We start from the raw sequence: 15,412 nt of genomic DNA on the forward strand, positions 1-15,412 counted from the left end.
AATATGGGACAAGGAAATTTGCAATCCTTTACAATCCGATTAAATACGTCAGCAGATTGCCCCTGACCTTCCGTGTTGACACAGCATAAAAATCTCGATATTGGTAAAAGCGTTATCGACTGGAAGGAATAACAACGTCATGCGTATCGCCACCCCGCTACTACTAATCTCCCTAATCGCGTTAACTCGCGCGGGATCCTTGTAGCCGGGCTAAGGCATAGCCGGAATTTACAAAAACCCGTGCACCCTGCACGGGTTTTTTTATGCCGCCGCAGGATGCACGTTACCGAACTTAGGAAGAGGGAAGTCACATGTCAGATCGGGTCATCATATTCGACACCACCTTGCGTGATGGTGAGCAGGCCCTGGCGGCCAGTTTGACAGTCAAGGAGAAGCTGCAGATAGCCCAGGCGCTGGAGCGGCTCGGTGTCGACGTCATGGAGGTGGGCTTCCCGGTCTCTTCTCCCGGCGATTTTCAATCGGTGCAAACCATCGCCCGCCACATCAAAAACAGCCGGGTCTGCGCCCTCGCCCGCGCCCTGCCCAAGGATATCGATGCCGCCGGTGAAGCCTTGCGGGTCGCCGAGGCGTTTCGCATCCACACCTTTATCTCCACCTCCTCCATCCATGTGGAGAGCAAGCTGAAAAAGAGCTTTGAGGATGTGCTGGAGATGGGGGTCGGCGCCATCAAGCACGCCCTGCGCTACACCGATGATGTGGAGTTCTCCTGCGAGGATGCGGGCCGCACGCCGATCGATAATCTCTGCCGCATGGTGGAGGCCGCCATCAAGGCGGGGGCCCGCACCATCAATATCCCGGACACCGTCGGCTACACGGTACCGACCGAGTTCTCCGGCATCATCCACACCCTGTTCAACCGGGTGCCCAACATCGACAAGGCCATCATCTCGGTCCACTGCCACGACGATCTGGGGCTCTCGGTGGCTAACTCCATCGGCGCGGTGCAGATGGGGGCCCGCCAGATCGAGTGCACCATCAACGGCATCGGCGAACGGGCGGGCAACTGCTCGCTGGAAGAGGTGGCGATGATCCTCAAAACCCGCGCCGACCTGCTCGGGGTACAAACCAATATCCGCCACAGCGAAATTCATCGCACCAGCACGCTGGTCAGCCAGCTCTGCAACATGCCGGTGCAACCCAACAAGGCGATCGTCGGGGCCAATGCCTTCTCCCACAGCTCCGGCATCCATCAGGATGGGGTGCTCAAGGCGAAAAATACCTACGAAATCATCACTCCCGAGAGCATTGGCCTGACCCAGAACAACCTCAACATGACCTCCCGCTCCGGCCGTCACGTCATCAAGCACCGGATGGAGTCCATGGGCTACGCCGAGAGCAGCTACGACCTCGACCACCTCTACGGCAAGTTCCTGACCCTGGCCGACAAGAAGGGGCAGGTGTTCGACTACGACCTCGAAGCGCTCGCCTTCTTCAGCCAGATCCACGAAGAGCCCGAGCACTTCAAGCTGGAGTACCTCGGGGTCCAGAGCGGCAGCTCGGTGCTGGCCACCGCCTCGGTCAAATTGAAAGTGGGGCAGGATCTGATCTGCGAAGCGGCCACCGGCAATGGTCCGGTGGATGCGGTCTACCAGTGCATCAACCGCATCACCGGCTATGAGATCCGCATCGACAAATATGCCCTCAAGAGCAAGGGCGAAGGGGAAGATGCCCTCGGTCAGGTCGATATCGTCGCCGAGTACAAGGGGCGCAAATTCCACGGCATGGGGCTGGCCACCGACATCATCGAATCCTCGGCCCACGCCCTGCTCCATGTGATCAACAGCATCTGGCGCGCCGATCAGGTGGCCGAACAGATGGAACGAAATAACACTATCAAGACGGAGACAGTATGAGCAGTTATCGGATCGCAGTATTGCCGGGTGACGGCATTGGCCCGGAAGTGATGGCCGAGGCCGTCAAGGTGCTGGAAAAGGTGCAGGCCAGGTTCGGCTTTGCCTTCGAATATGATCGCCACGACGTGGGCGGCATCGCCATCGACAACCACGGCACCCCGCTGCCGCAGAGCACCATCGCTGGCTGTGAAGCGGCCGACGCCGTGCTGTTCGGCTCGGTGGGCGGCCCGAAATGGGAACATCTGCCCCCCAACGATCAGCCTGAGCGTGGCGCCCTGCTGCCCCTGCGCGCCCACTTCAAGCTGTTCTGCAACCTGCGTCCGGCCCGTATCTATACCGGTCTGGAACAGTTCTCCCCGCTGCGTGCCGACATCTCCGATCGCGGTTTTGACATCGCCTGCGTGCGCGAGCTGACCGGCGGCATCTACTTCGGTCAGCCCAAGGGGCGTGAAGGGGAAGGCCCCACCGAGAAGGCATTCGACACCGAGGTATACCATCGCTTCGAGATCGAGCGCATCGCCAAGATAGCCTTCGAATCCGCCCGCGTGCGCAAGGCCAAGGTCACCTCCATCGACAAGGCCAACGTGCTCGCCTCCTCCATTCTGTGGCGTGAGGTGGTGACGCAAGTTGCCAAGGATTATCCCGATGTCGAACTGAACCATATGTATATCGACAACGCCACTATGCAGCTCATCAAGGATCCGTCCCAGTTCGACGTGCTGCTCTGCTCCAACCTGTTCGGTGACATCCTCTCCGACGAGTGCGCCATGATCACCGGCTCCATGGGACTTCTCCCCTCCGCCAGCCTCAACGAATCGGGTTTCGGCCTGTTCGAACCGGCCGGTGGTTCGGCCCCGGATATCGCCGGCAAAGGGATTGCCAACCCCATCGCCCAGATCCTCTCCGCCGCCCTGATGCTGCGCTACAGCCTGGGTCAAGAGGCTGCCGCCCAGTCCATTGAGCAGGCCGTGGCCCAGACCCTGGCCGAGGGTTACTTCACCGCCGACCTGCATCAGGCCAGCGCCCGCCATCCGGTGCAGAGCACGTCCGAGATGGGTAGCCAGATCGCCGCCCGGATCTGAGCCGCATAACAGAGAACAAGGAAGAGAGAAGCAATGGCCAAGACCCTCTATCAGAAAGTATTCGACGCCCACGTGGTACGGGAAGTGGAAGGGGAGACCCCCCTCATCTACATCGACCGCCATCTGGTGCATGAAGTGACCAGCCCGCAGGCATTCGACGGCCTGCGCGCCATGAATCGCCAGCTGCGCCGCCCGGATCTGACTTGGGCTACCATGGATCACAACGTCTCCACCACCACCAAGGACATCGCCGCCTCCGGCGAGATGGCCCGCATCCAGATGGAGACGCTGGCCGACAACTGTAAAGAGTTCGGGGTTCGCCTCTACGATCTCAACCACAAATATCAGGGGATCGTCCATGTGATGGGCCCCGAGCTCGGCATTACCCTGCCCGGCACTACCATCGTCTGCGGTGACTCCCACACTGCCACCCACGGCGCCTTCGGCTCGCTGGCGTTCGGCATCGGCACCTCCGAGGTGGAGCATGTGATGGCCACCCAGACCCTGAAACAGGGCCGCGCCAAGACCATGCGCATTTCGGTTAACGGCAAACTGGCCGAGGGCATCAGCGCCAAGGACGTGGTGCTGGCCATTATAGGCCGGGTCGGCCACGCCGGCGGTACCGGCTATGTGGTGGAATTCGCTGGCGAGGCCATCGAAGGCCTCACCATGGAAGGGCGGATGACGGTGTGCAACATGGCCATCGAGCTTGGCGCCAAGGCCGGCATGATCGCCCCCGACCAGACCACCATCGACTACATCCGTGGCAAGGAGTTCGCTCCCAAGGGCGAGGCGCTGGAACAGGCCATCGCCTACTGGCAGAGCCTCAAGAGCGACGAAGGTGCCCACTTCGATGCCGAGGTAGTGCTCGACGCCGCCGACATCGCCCCGCAGGTCACCTGGGGCACCAATCCGGGTCAGGTGATCGCCGTCAATGAACCCATTCCGGCGCCGGAATCCTTCAGCGACCTGATGGAGCAGCAATCCGCCCGCAAGGCACTCGCCTACATGGATCTGCAGCCTGGTCAGAAGCTCTCCGACGTCGCCATCAACAAGGTGTTTATCGGATCGTGCACCAACAGCCGCATCGAGGATCTGCGTGCTGCCGCCGCCATCGCCCGCGGTCGCAAGGTGGCCGCTGGCGTGCAGGCGCTGGTGGTGCCTGGCTCCGAGCAGGTGAAGGCACAAGCCGAAGCCGAGGGGCTCGACAAGATCTTCATCGAGGCCGGTTTTGAGTGGCGCCTGCCCGGCTGCTCCATGTGTCTGGCAATGAACAACGACCGGCTGCAACCGGGGGAGCGCTGCGCCTCCACCAGCAACCGCAACTTCGAAGGACGTCAGGGCCGCGCCGGCCGCACCCATCTGGTGAGCCCGGCCATGGCCGCCGCCGCCGCCGTCACCGGCCGCTTCGCCGACATTCGTGCACTGTAAGAGGAACCAATGATGACAGGATTCAAACAGCATAAAGGGATCGTCGTCCCCCTCGACAGCGCCAACGTCGACACCGACGCCATCATTCCCAAACAGTTTTTGCAAAAAGTAAACCGCATCGGTTTTGGCAAGCACCTGTTCCACGACTGGCGCTTCCTGGACGATGCCGGCCAGCAGCCCAACCCCGAGTTCGTGCTCAACCAACCGCAATTCGCCGGTGCCAGCATTCTGCTGGCCCGCGAGAACTTCGGCTGCGGCTCGAGCCGCGAGCACGCCCCTTGGGCGCTGGCGGACTACGGCTTCAAAACCATCATTGCCCCGAGCTTTGCCGATATTTTCTACGGCAACGCTATCAACAACGGCATGGTGCCGGTGCGTCTGAAGGAGGAGGAGGTCGACGCCCTGTTCCAGCTGGTCGCCGCCCAGCCGGGCATCCAGATCGAAGTGGATCTGGAAGCGAATCAGGTACGTGCAGGTAGCCTCAGCTTCGGTTTCGAGATCGACGAATTCCGCCGTTATTGCCTGCTCAACGGCTTGGATGCCATCGGCCTGACCCTGCAGCACGAGGCCGCCATCAGCGCCTTTGAGGCAAAGCAGCCGAGCTGGATTTAATCAGCCAGTTGCAAAAAACGAGTAGAATCAACAGGGAGCTTCGGCTCCCTGTTTTACTGTCCGCGACGCTTCCCACTTTGGACCACCGGAACTGGCCCGTGCCACAGGAAAGGATGATGAAGAGACCGACGGCAATTCCTCTGCTCTGTGCCCTGCTGCTTGCCCTGCCTGCGGGGGCCAGCCAAACCAGCTTCAACAACAGCCTCGGCCAGATCAGCGTCGGCTGGCAGGATAGCGAAGGTAAACCCCAACAGCTCACCTACCGGCTCGAACAGGGCAAGTTGCCGCCCCTTATCGCCTATCGCCCGGCGAGAATGCAGGAGGAGGTGTTGCAGGTGTTGCTGCGGGAGGTGCGCCAGAACTACCCCGAGGTGCAGTTCACCCTCGCCCGTCCCTCGCTGGAGCTGCATCTGAAAAGCCGCAATCAGGACAAGGCGCGCGAGGCGATGGCCTTTCTGCAGTCCCAGCGGAGCAAAGAGGAGCAGGCATGGCTGACCAAACACTACTTCCAGTACTTCAACACCCCCGACGGGCAGCTGGCGGTGAAGCAGGATCATGTGCGCATCGCGCTGGAGAGTCGCAGCGGGTTGGCTCCGCTGGCGGATCAACTCAAGCAGCAGGGCAGCACCGAAACGGAAGCGCGCCAGAAAACCGTGGCCCATATGCTCACCTTTATCCAGAGCATCCCCTATCAGCAGCTCGACAGCCTGAATGGAAGACAGGGCAAGGGCTTCCTCCCGCCCCGTCAGGTGCTGGAGCAGAACCGGGGTGACTGCGACAGCAAGGTAACCCTGATGGCCGCCATGCTGGCCCAGCTCTTTCCCGAGCTGAAACAGGCCATGGTGTTCGTCCCCGGCCATGCCCTGCTGGCTGTTGACCTGCCCGCCAAGCCGGGGGATGTGACCCTCAACTGGCAGGGGCAGAACTACCTGCTGCTCGAACCTACCGGTCCCGCCACCTTGCCTGCTGGCCAAATAGCATCGACCAGCAAAACGCTGGTCGATAGCAAGCAGTTGAGTGTGCAGCCGGTTCAGGAGAAAGGCTAACTCCCTCTGCCGATAGGGAGAACAAGGATTAACCCTGAGGCAGAAACTCTACCGCCAGCAGCAACCCGCTCTCCTCCTCCAGTACCCGTATAATACGCGCATGAGCTTCAAAGGGGGGCAACAGGTTGTTGTTGGTGGCAAGACTGATCCGGATGGGCTGATTGATGTCGAGCTGGTGTTCAGAGACCGCAATCCCCATGCCGTTGGCACTGAGATCCCGGCAGATCCCCTCCAGCTCCAGCTGCTGCTGATAGACGGTGACCGGAGCATTGATGACCATGCGCGCAAAGGCACGCCTTTCCTTGGTATTGGTAAGCACGCAAACATCCTCTGTTGGGTGGGCGTCATCTCATGGGTATTGCACAATTGTGCTGGTCTACCCAAAAGAACGTTAATACAATGCGGTTCGTTTCTCAAACGGGGTGCGGTTTACCGCTGAGATTATACCCGTGTACCTGATCCAGATAATGCTGGCGGAGGAATTTGAGGCATGGCGCTCATTTTTTGCGCCCTCACCCGCTGGCACCTCGTTATTAACAAGTAATAGGGAGTGCCACCCATGAAGACCCTGCTGCTGGTCACCACCGGCCTGCTGTCGGCCAATGTGTTCGCCGCCGACACCCTTACCGTCTACACCTACAGCTCTTTCACTGCCGAGTGGGGTCCGGGGCCCAAGATCAAACAGGCCTTCGAGAAAGCGTGCGACTGCACCCTCAATCTGGTTCCCCTCGAAGATGGGGTAGCCATCCTCAACCGGCTGCGGCTGGAGGGCAACCACAGCAAGGCCGATCTGGTGCTGGGGCTCGACGATGCCCTCATCAGCGAAGCCAAGCAGAGCGGCCTGTTCGTCCCCCATCCCGCCAAGCTCGAAAGCATCAAGGTGCCGGGCGGCTGGCAGGATGACACCTTCGTCCCCTACGACTACGGCTACTTCGCCTTCGTCTATGACAAAGACAAACTCAAGCAGCCGCCCAAGAGCCTGAAAGAGCTGGTGGAGCGCCCCGACCTCAAAGTGATCTATCAGGATCCCCGCACCTCTACCCCGGGGCAGGGGCTGATGCTGTGGATGAAGTCTGTTTATGGCGACAAGGCGCCTGCCGCCTGGGCCGAGCTGGCCAGGAAGACGGTCACCGTCACCAAGGGGTGGTCAGAGGCCTATGGCATGTTCCTCGATGGCGAAGCGGACATGGTGCTCTCCTACACCACCTCTCCGGCCTATCACCTGATTGCCGAGAAAAAGCCCCAGTATCAGGCTGCGGCGTTTGAAGAGGGCCACTACCGTCAGGTGGAAGTGGCCGCCAAGCTGAAGAGCGCCAAACAGGAGAAGCTGGCTGACCAGTTCCTGCAATTTATGGTGAGCCCCGCCTTCCAGCAGGAAATCCCGACCGGCAACTGGATGTATCCGGTTATCGACACGCCGCTGCCCAAGGGCTTCGAGCAGATGATCACCGTAGCCAAGCCGCTCGCCTTCAGCAGCGATGAGGTGGCCGCCAATCGCAAAGGGTGGATCCGCGAGTGGCTGCAAGCCGTCACCCAGTGAGCCGTTATCTGAAACCACAGGCTCGTCCCCTCTGGTGGCTGCCGGGCAGTGCCGCCACCCTGTTGATCCTGCTGTTATCCCTCGGGCCGCTCGCGGCCCTGTTGTGGCAGGCCGGTTCGCTGGCACCCCGCACCCTGCTCGCAGACCCTTATCTGCGTCATGTGCTGGGCTTCAGTCTGGGACAGGCACTGCTCTCCACCCTGCTGAGTCTCGGGCTGGCCATTCCGGTGGCCCGCGCGCTGGCGCGGCGGCGATTCCTTGGCCGAACCCTGCTGATCAAGCTGTTTGGTCTCTCGCTGGTACTGCCGGTCATCATCGCCATCTTCGGCATAGTAGCGGTACACGGCAAACAGGGGTGGCTGCCGCAACTGCTGCGCAGCTTGGGGCTGGATCCCGGCAACTATCTCTACGGCCTGTTCGGCATTCTGCTGGCCCATGTCTTCTTCAACATGCCGCTGGCGGCACGTCTCATCCTGCAGAGCATCGAGAGCATCCCCGAATCGAGCTGGCGCCTCGCCAGCCAGCTCGGCATGCGCTCATCCCATATCTTCCGGCTGCTGGAGTGGCCGCTTATTCGCGGCATCTTGCCCGGGCTGGCCAGCCTCATCTTTATGCTCTGCTTCACCAGCTTCACCACAGTGCTGGCACTGGGGGGCGGGCCGAAATCGACCACCCTGGAGGTGGCAGTCTATCAAGCGCTGCGCTTTGACTTCGATCTCGCCACCGCGGGCGGACTGGCGCTGGTACAGCTCATCCTGACCGCCGCCCTGCTCGCCCTGCAGCACAAGCTGCAGACTACCCCGGCTAGTCGGGTGACTCCCCATCGCCCCAGTCTGCGGCCGGACCGTCATCAGCCGGGCGCGGCCGTGGTGGATCTCCTCTCGCTCGGCATCGGGCTCGCCATCTTTCTGCCACCGCTGCTGGCCATCGTGGTGGCAGGCCTTCAACCCGACCTGCTGACGGCGCTCACGTCCAGCAAGCTGTGGCAGGCGAGCGGCCAGTCACTGTTGATTGCGCTGGCGGCGGGCACCCTTGCCACCCTGCTCGGTGGCGCACTGCTGCTCACCAGCCGTCATCTGCGGGTACGGGTTCGCAAGCGACGGGCTGCCGCCCTGTGGGAAGCCAGCGGCTCGGTGATCCTGATGATCCCGGCAGTGGTGCTCTCTACCGGCCTGTTCATCCTGTTTATGCCCTTTGCCGACGTGTTCGCCCTCGGCCCCTGGCTGGTGGTGCTGGTCAACGCCCTGATGGCGCTACCCTATGTGCTTCGCACCCTCTCCGCCCCCATGCAGCTGGTGGTGCGCCAGTATGACCGGCTGGCGGACAGCCTGGGGGTACGTGGCCTGCATCGCCTGCGGCTGGTGGAGTGGCCGCTGCTGCGCCGTCCGCTGGCACTGGCGATGGCGCTGTCGATGATCCTCTCGCTGGGGGATCTTGGTGCCATCGCCATGTTTGGCAGCCAGGAGCTCACCACCCTGCCCTGGCTGCTCTACCAGCAGCTCGGCAGTTACCGGCTGACCGAAGCGGCCGCCACCGCCCTGCTGCTGCTGACACTCTGTTTCTCCCTGTTCTGGCTGGTGGAACGGGGACTTGGAGGAAAACATGCTGAACATTGATACGCTGGTGACCAGCTACCCCGACTGGCGCGTCAGCTTCAGCGCGAAGCTGCCCAAAGGGGAGATCACCGCGCTGATTGGCCCAAGCGGCGCAGGCAAATCGACCCTGCTCGGGATGATCGCCGGATTCGTGCCGGTGGAGTCGGGCAGCCTCAGCTTCGATGGCGAAGATCTGTTGCCGCTGGGCCCGGCCGAGCGGCCAGTCACCACCCTGTTTCAGGATCACAACCTGTTCCTGCACCTGTCGGTGTTCGACAATATCGCCATCGGCTTGCACCCGGGTCTGCGCCTGAGTGCCGCCCAGCGGGCACAGGTGATCGATGCAGCCGAGCGGGTTGGTCTTGGCGAGATGCTAAACCGTCTGCCGGAGCAGCTCTCCGGCGGCCAGCAGCAGCGGGTCGCGCTGGCTCGCGCGCTGGTGCGCGGCAAACCGCTGCTGCTGCTGGATGAGCCCTTCTCTGCCCTCGATCCCGCCCTGCGCCGGGAGATGCTGGCGGAAGTGGCGAGGCTAGCCTGCGAGCAAGGCATTACCGTACTGATGGTCTCCCACAATCCTGAAGATGCCCAGCTGATTGCCGATCAGGTGCTGTTTGTCGACGAGGGGCGCATCGCCCTGCAGGGAAAGCCGGATATTCTGCAAAACAGCGATCATCCCGGGCTACTACGCTATCTGGGTCGTACGCAGGGCTCATGACCGGCGACGGGCTCAAAAAAGGGGAAGCCGGATGGCTTCCCCTTTCACATGCAGAGCTCCCGTTAAATCAGAGATTTTCCTCGGCGAACGAAGCCAGTCGGCTGCGCACCACGCCGTTGAGGAAGATGTTGGCACTGCCGTCAAAATCCTTGAAGCGCTCGACGATGTAGGTGAGACCCGAGGTCACCGGGCTCAGGTAGTTGGAGTCGATCTGGGCCAGGTTACCGGAGCAGACGATCTTGGTGCCCTCGCCGCAGCGGGTGATGATGGTCTTGATCTGGGACGCGGTCAGGTTCTGGCACTCATCCAGCAACACGAAGGTGTTCTGGATGCTGCGCCCGCGCATGAAGTTGACCGATTTGAACTGGATGTTGGCCTTCTCCATGATGTAGCTGAGCGAGCCGCTCATGTTCTCGTCCTGCTTATGCAGCACCTCCAGGGTGTCGGTCACCGCCGCCAACCAGGGCATCATCTTCTCCTCTTCGGTGCCGGGCAGAAAGCCGATGCTTTCAGCAATTTCCGGGGTATTCCGGGTGACGATCACCTTCTCGTAAATGCCCTTCTCAATCACCAGCTCCAGCGCAGCAGCCATTGCCAGCAAGGTCTTGCCGCAACCGGCCGGGCCGGTCAGGATCACCAGATCGATGTGCGGATCGAGCAGTGCATCCAGCGCCATCCCCTGATAGACGTTCTTGGGATGGACACCCCACGCCTTGCGGGACATCAGTCGCTCGCGACCCAGATCCTTGATGCGGATCTTGTTGCCGTCGTGACTGAGCACCCGGGCTGCGAAGAAATTCTCTTCATCCACCAGATACTGGTTTACGTGAACCCCCTCCAGCAGGTTGGCATCGATCACATGGATGGTGTCGCGGCCGTGGGTCTCGCTCTCACACTCGCCAACCCGCTCCCAGAAGCTGCCGGGCACCACCTGAAAACCCTTGGCCAGCAGGCGGATATCATCGATCAACTGGTCACTACGGTAATCTTCAACGTGAGCAAGCCCGGCCCCTTTGGCTTTGAGGCGCATGTTGATGTCTTTGGTGACCAGCACCACCTGACGCTTCAACTCGTGCTTTTGCAGATAGAGGGCCGCGTTGATGATGCGGTTGTCGGCCTCCTTGTCGGTAAACACCTCGGCATCCTGCGGCAGATGGTGATCGCTGAAGATGCAGATATTGCCGCTCGCTTCGCCAGCCAGCGGCACGCCCTGGGTGATCTGATCCGGGGTTGCATCGCGGAAGACATCTTCCAGCGCACGAATGGCCACCCGCGCGTCGCGGCTGACATCCTTGTTGCGATCCTTGATGTTATCGAGCTCTTCCAGCACCGTCATGGGGATGAGCACGTCGTGCTCTTTGAAGGAGTAGATAGCGAGGGGTTCGTGAAGCAGAACGTTGGTATCCAGGATAAACAGCTTTCGGTCCGTATTGTCCATAAGCATCCTCCTTGGCACTGAAGGGCCACGTGTGTGAATCTCAGATGTCATTGAAACCACACGGCCGTGACAGTTTTATTACCCTCAACGCTACGCCCGATTTTACTATCGCGCAACAAATCACTTGGCCGCCTAATTTGATTGCGCATAAAAACAGCAATACAAAGACCGGCACTGTGGCCGGTCTTTTTTCTATCGTTCAACTACTTGAGCATGTTTGTCAGCCGCACTTGGAGTCGCCACAGTTGAGGCAGGTCATGCAGCCATCCTTCAGCACCAGCGCCTTGGTGTGGCACTTGTAGCAGAGCGCGGCATTGGCCGGGAAACCACTGCCAGTCTGTTGCTCTTCAGCCTCCTGAGCCGCCTTCAACTCGGCCTGCTTCTCGGCCAGAAACGCCTGCTGATGCTCGTCCAACCCCGGCGCCTTGAGCATGCCTATCTCGGTGAGATGGCTCTCGATCACGTTGCCAATTTCGGCGATCAGCGATGGAACGTACTTGCCCTTGTTCCAGTATCCGCCCTTGGGATCAAACACCGAGCGCAGCTCCTCCACCAGGAAAGTGACATCCCCACCCTTGCGGAATACGGCGGAGATAATGCGGGTCAGCGCCACGATCCACTGGTAGTGTTCCAGGCTCTTTGAGTTGATGAAGATCTCGAACGGACGGCGGGTTTCGTGCACCGTGCCCTCGTTGAGAATGATGTCGTTGATGGTGATGAACAGCGAGTGCTCGGAGACATGTTCCGGCGTCTTCAGCTTGTAGGTGGTGCCCATCAGTCGCTCCGGACGCAACACGGTTTCGTGCATGTGCACCACGTCATCCTGCGGGGCCAGCTCTTCTTGCGGCTCATCCTTAGTACGCACCTTGTAGGCGACGATTTTCTTGTCGATCTTCTTGACCATAATGTCGTTCTCAGAATTTACCGTAATAGCCTTCTTTCAAGGCGTCGTAGAGGTTGGCGGCCGTATGCAGCTCGCCATCGTATTCGATCTCTTCGTTCCCCTTGACGGAGATGATGGAGCCATCCTCTAGGGTGAAATCGTACAGGGTGTTCTCCAGATCCTTCTCCTTCACCAGCACGCCCTGGAAGGCCTCCGGATTGAAGCGGAAGGTGGTGCAGCCCTTGAGGCCAGAGTCCGAGGCATACATGTAGATGTCCTTGAACTGCTCGAACGGGAAATCGGTTGGCACGTTGGCAGTCTTGGAGATGGAGGAGTCAATCCAGCGCTGGGCCGCCGCCTGAATGTCCACATGCTGCGCCGGGCTGATGTCATCGGCAGTAATGAAATAGTCCGGCAGACTGCTCGCCTCATCATCGGCATAGGGCATGGCGGCCGGATTCACCAGCTCGCGGTAGGCCAGCAGCTCGAAGGAGTAGACATCGACGCTCTCCTTGCTCTTCTTGCCCGGCTTGATGACGTTGCGGCTGTAGTGGTGGGCAAAGCTCGGCTCGATGCCGTTGCTGGCGTTGTTGGCCAGTGACAGGGAGATAGTGCCGGTGGGCGCAATACTGCTGTGGTGGGTGAAACGCCCACCCACTTCCGCCAGCTCGGAGACCAGCGCAGGATCTACCTCGGCAACCTGCTGCATATAGCGGCTATAACGCGCATGCAGCACCTTGCCCTTCACCTTGTCGCCCACCTTGATGCCATCAGCCGCCATTTCCGGGCGCAGACGCAGCATCTTGCCGGTCACTTCGAACTCCTGCTCCATGATGGGGGCTGGGCCCTTCTCCTTGGCAAGACGCAGGGACTCCTGCCAGCCGGTCATCGCCAGCTCTTGGGATACCTGCTCGGTAAAAGCTACGGATGCCGCAGAGCCGTACTTGATCTGCAGCATGGTGAGGGTCGAACCAAGACCCAGGAAACCCATGCCATGCCGGCGCTTGGCTGTGATCTCCTCGCGCTGTTTGGCCAGTGGCAGTTGGTTGATCTCCACCACGTTGTCGAGCATGCGGGTGAAGATGGCCACTACATTGCGAAACGCCTGCCAATCGAACGCCGCGTTTTCAGTAAAAGGGTCGCGCACAAACTTGGTCAGATTGACCGAACCCAGCAGACAGGCACCGTAGGGCGGCAGCGGCTGCTCGCCACAGGGGTTAGTCGCGCGGATCTCTTCACAGAACCAGTTGTTGTTCATCTGGTTGACCTTGTCGATCAGGATGAAGCCGGGCTCTGCATAGTCATAGGTGGAGGTCATGATGACATTCCACAGCTTGCGGGCTGGCAGGGTCTTGTAGACCTTGCAAGCGACCTGCCCCAACTCGTTGAATACAACCCCTTCCTTGTTGGGCCAGTCGGCCCATAGCACCTGAGCAGGATCGTCCAGCGCAATGCCATCCTGCCCCACCTCTTTGGCGGTGTAGGGGAAGATCAGCGACCAGGGGGCATCCTCTTTCACCGCCTTGACGAAATCTTCGGTGATGAGCAGGGAGAGGTTGAACTGACGCAGGCGGCCATCTTCACGCTTGGCCTGAATAAACTCGATCACATCGGGATGGCGGATATCCATGGTACCCATCTGGGCGCCGCGACGGCCACCGGCTGACGAGACGGTGAAACACATCTTGTCATAGATATCCATAAAGGAGAGCGGGCCGGAAGTGTAGGCACCTGCACCGGAGACAAAGGCACCGCGCGGGCGCAGGGTCGAGAAGTCATAGCCGATACCGCACCCGGCTTTCAGGGTCAGGCCAGCCTCGTGCACCTTGCCGAGGATATCGTCCATCGAATCTTCGATGGTGCCGGAAACAGTACAGTTGATGGTTGAAGTGGCAGGCTTGTGCTCAAACGCCCCCGCATTAGAGGTGATGCGGCCCGCCGGAATAGCACCATTGCGCAGTGCCCACAGGAACGGCTCATACCAGGCCTCAGGTTCCAGCTCCTGCTCTGCCAACGCACGGGCTACCCGCTGGTAGGTCTCGTCGATAGAGCTGTCGATGGGAGTGCCATCCTTGCTCTTGAGGCGATACTTGCTATCCCAGATCTCGAGGGACGTTTCCTGCATGGGGATAAGGCGGGAGCCAAGCTCACTCTCCAGCACCGGGTTCGATTTAGCCATTTTCAATCAACCTTATGTGAATGCATCGACATCATGACAACAGCAGAAAACACAACTAATGGTGCCATCTAAAATTAATGACACAACATATAGTAAACCTGATGCCATGAGGGCGCCGATTCTAACCTAAAAAAATGCCCCGGCCAGCAGATTTCTGGACCGAGGCACTTAACTGATTAATTTACTGAGAGATTTAACACTCAGAGATAGATCAGGGCTTCTTGACGTAAACGATCGGTGTTTCACCCGCCATATTCAGATAGAACTCGTAGACGCCATCGGCATCCGGTGAGAACTTCATGTCCTCATACTTGGAGCAGGGATTGACCGGCACACCCTCACCACCCAACACGGCAACACCATCACTCGGGCTCTTGTAGCCAAAGTTGGTACCGCAGCTCCAGCCTGAATCAGCAAACTTGAACTTGTAGGGGGCCCACTCTTTCTTGAGGGTGCCTTTGGCCATATAGAGCTTGTCGGCCACCTTGACTACCTTGCTTTCATCAGTCGCCATCCAGTCGTTCATTTCCCCGCGCAGGTAGATGGACTTGCCACCGAAGTCGCTGTTGTCTGCCCCAGCCTGCTCTGCACCACCATTGGATGCGCAACCGCCTAATACCAGGGTTCCCGCCGCCAGCATCATCGTTACTGTTCTCTTGAACATGAGTCTATTCCTTAAATTATTGTGATTCCTTGGTCCATCAATATGGACTGAAGAATTAAACCAGAGGAGGCATCACAAGAAAGGTAGAGGCATCACATTCTGTGTTTTTTATATCCAACCCATTGAACCAGCGAGCAAATATTGAACACGAAAGGAGATCCCTTTGGGGTTTCGCAGGGGGATTCAATGAATGACAAGAAGGGAAAAGCTTAATAAGCTGGCGACTTGCTGAATAGCAGGTAATAAAAAACCCCGCTCATAGAGCGGGGTTTCTTGTATTGGGTGCCTGGCAGTGTCCTACTCTCGCATGGCGAATGCCACACTACCATCGGCGCTACCGCGTTTCACTTCTG

Annotated in this window: 13 protein-coding genes and 1 riboswitch; of the genes, 8 read left to right on the forward strand and 5 right to left on the reverse strand. The window is 59.6% G+C overall.

Features of this window, described 5'->3' with window-relative positions:
* The first annotated feature begins 311 nt into the window (after positions 1–311).
* From leuA to G5533_RS17825, 5 genes are all read left to right on the forward strand, one after another.
* Positions 312–1,874: a 2-isopropylmalate synthase gene (gene leuA / locus G5533_RS17805; RefSeq protein WP_005339151.1), complete on the forward strand. Its 1,563-nt coding sequence runs from the start codon at positions 312–314 to the stop codon at positions 1,872–1,874.
* Positions 1,871–2,956, forward strand: a complete 1,086-nt coding sequence (gene leuB / locus G5533_RS17810; RefSeq protein ID WP_421255711.1) for a 3-isopropylmalate dehydrogenase — start codon at positions 1,871–1,873, stop codon at positions 2,954–2,956. Before leuA ends, leuB begins: the two co-directional genes overlap by 4 nt.
* Positions 2,957–2,989: 33 nt before the next feature.
* Entirely contained in the window at positions 2,990–4,387 is a 1,398-nt protein-coding gene (leuC, locus tag G5533_RS17815; RefSeq protein WP_421255712.1) for a 3-isopropylmalate dehydratase large subunit, read from the forward strand.
* Positions 4,388–4,399: 12 nt separating this feature from the next.
* Complete coding sequence (gene leuD, locus G5533_RS17820; protein ID WP_021231980.1) at positions 4,400–4,999, forward strand: 3-isopropylmalate dehydratase small subunit; 600 nt, start codon at positions 4,400–4,402, stop codon at positions 4,997–4,999.
* A gap of 116 nt (positions 5,000–5,115) precedes the next feature.
* Positions 5,116–6,045, forward strand: a complete 930-nt coding sequence (locus G5533_RS17825) for a transglutaminase domain-containing protein (protein WP_421273620.1) — start codon at positions 5,116–5,118, stop codon at positions 6,043–6,045.
* A 28-nt stretch (positions 6,046–6,073) separates the two neighbouring features.
* Here G5533_RS17825 and G5533_RS17830 read toward each other — a convergent pair whose 3' ends face one another.
* Positions 6,074–6,364: a PilZ domain-containing protein gene (locus G5533_RS17830; protein WP_216952900.1), complete on the reverse strand. Its 291-nt coding sequence runs from the start codon at positions 6,362–6,364 to the stop codon at positions 6,074–6,076.
* An 89-nt stretch (positions 6,365–6,453) separates the two neighbouring features.
* Positions 6,454–6,544, forward strand: a riboswitch (TPP riboswitch).
* Between the two features lie 60 nt (positions 6,545–6,604).
* Between G5533_RS17830 and thiB the strand changes: the two genes are divergently transcribed.
* Genes thiB through thiQ form a run of 3 tightly spaced genes read left to right on the forward strand, consistent with a single transcriptional unit; the run spans position 6,605 to position 9,895 of the window.
* Complete coding sequence (gene thiB, locus G5533_RS17835) at positions 6,605–7,585, forward strand: thiamine ABC transporter substrate binding subunit (protein ID WP_216980146.1); 981 nt, start codon at positions 6,605–6,607, stop codon at positions 7,583–7,585.
* Positions 7,582–9,201, forward strand: coding sequence for a thiamine/thiamine pyrophosphate ABC transporter permease (thiP, locus tag G5533_RS17840; protein ID WP_441255169.1), 1,620 nt, complete (start codon positions 7,582–7,584; stop codon positions 9,199–9,201). The genes thiB and thiP overlap by 4 nt, the downstream gene beginning before the upstream one ends.
* Complete coding sequence (gene thiQ, locus G5533_RS17845) at positions 9,188–9,895, forward strand: thiamine ABC transporter ATP-binding protein (RefSeq protein WP_441255160.1); 708 nt, start codon at positions 9,188–9,190, stop codon at positions 9,893–9,895. The genes thiP and thiQ overlap by 14 nt, the downstream gene beginning before the upstream one ends.
* Before the next feature lie 67 nt (positions 9,896–9,962).
* Here the strand turns inward: thiQ and G5533_RS17850 are convergent, their stop codons facing one another.
* From G5533_RS17850 to G5533_RS17865, 4 genes are all read right to left on the reverse strand, one after another.
* Entirely contained in the window at positions 9,963–11,333 is a 1,371-nt protein-coding gene (locus G5533_RS17850) for a PhoH family protein (RefSeq protein ID WP_005358170.1), read from the reverse strand.
* Between the two features lie 220 nt (positions 11,334–11,553).
* On the reverse strand, positions 11,554–12,237 hold the full coding sequence (locus G5533_RS17855; protein WP_201906604.1) for a TSCPD domain-containing protein: 684 nt from the start codon (positions 12,235–12,237) through the stop codon (positions 11,554–11,556).
* A gap of 10 nt (positions 12,238–12,247) precedes the next feature.
* Positions 12,248–14,395, reverse strand: a complete 2,148-nt coding sequence (locus G5533_RS17860; protein ID WP_441255162.1) for an adenosylcobalamin-dependent ribonucleoside-diphosphate reductase — start codon at positions 14,393–14,395, stop codon at positions 12,248–12,250.
* Between the two features lie 211 nt (positions 14,396–14,606).
* Positions 14,607–15,059, reverse strand: coding sequence for a pullulanase (locus G5533_RS17865; RefSeq protein WP_421206046.1), 453 nt, complete (start codon positions 15,057–15,059; stop codon positions 14,607–14,609).
* Positions 15,060–15,412 lie beyond the last annotated feature (353 nt).

The organism is Aeromonas sp. A600620, from assembly GCF_029479985.1.
In the GTDB taxonomy this organism is placed as follows: Bacteria; Pseudomonadota; Gammaproteobacteria; order Enterobacterales; family Aeromonadaceae; genus Aeromonas; species Aeromonas veronii_A.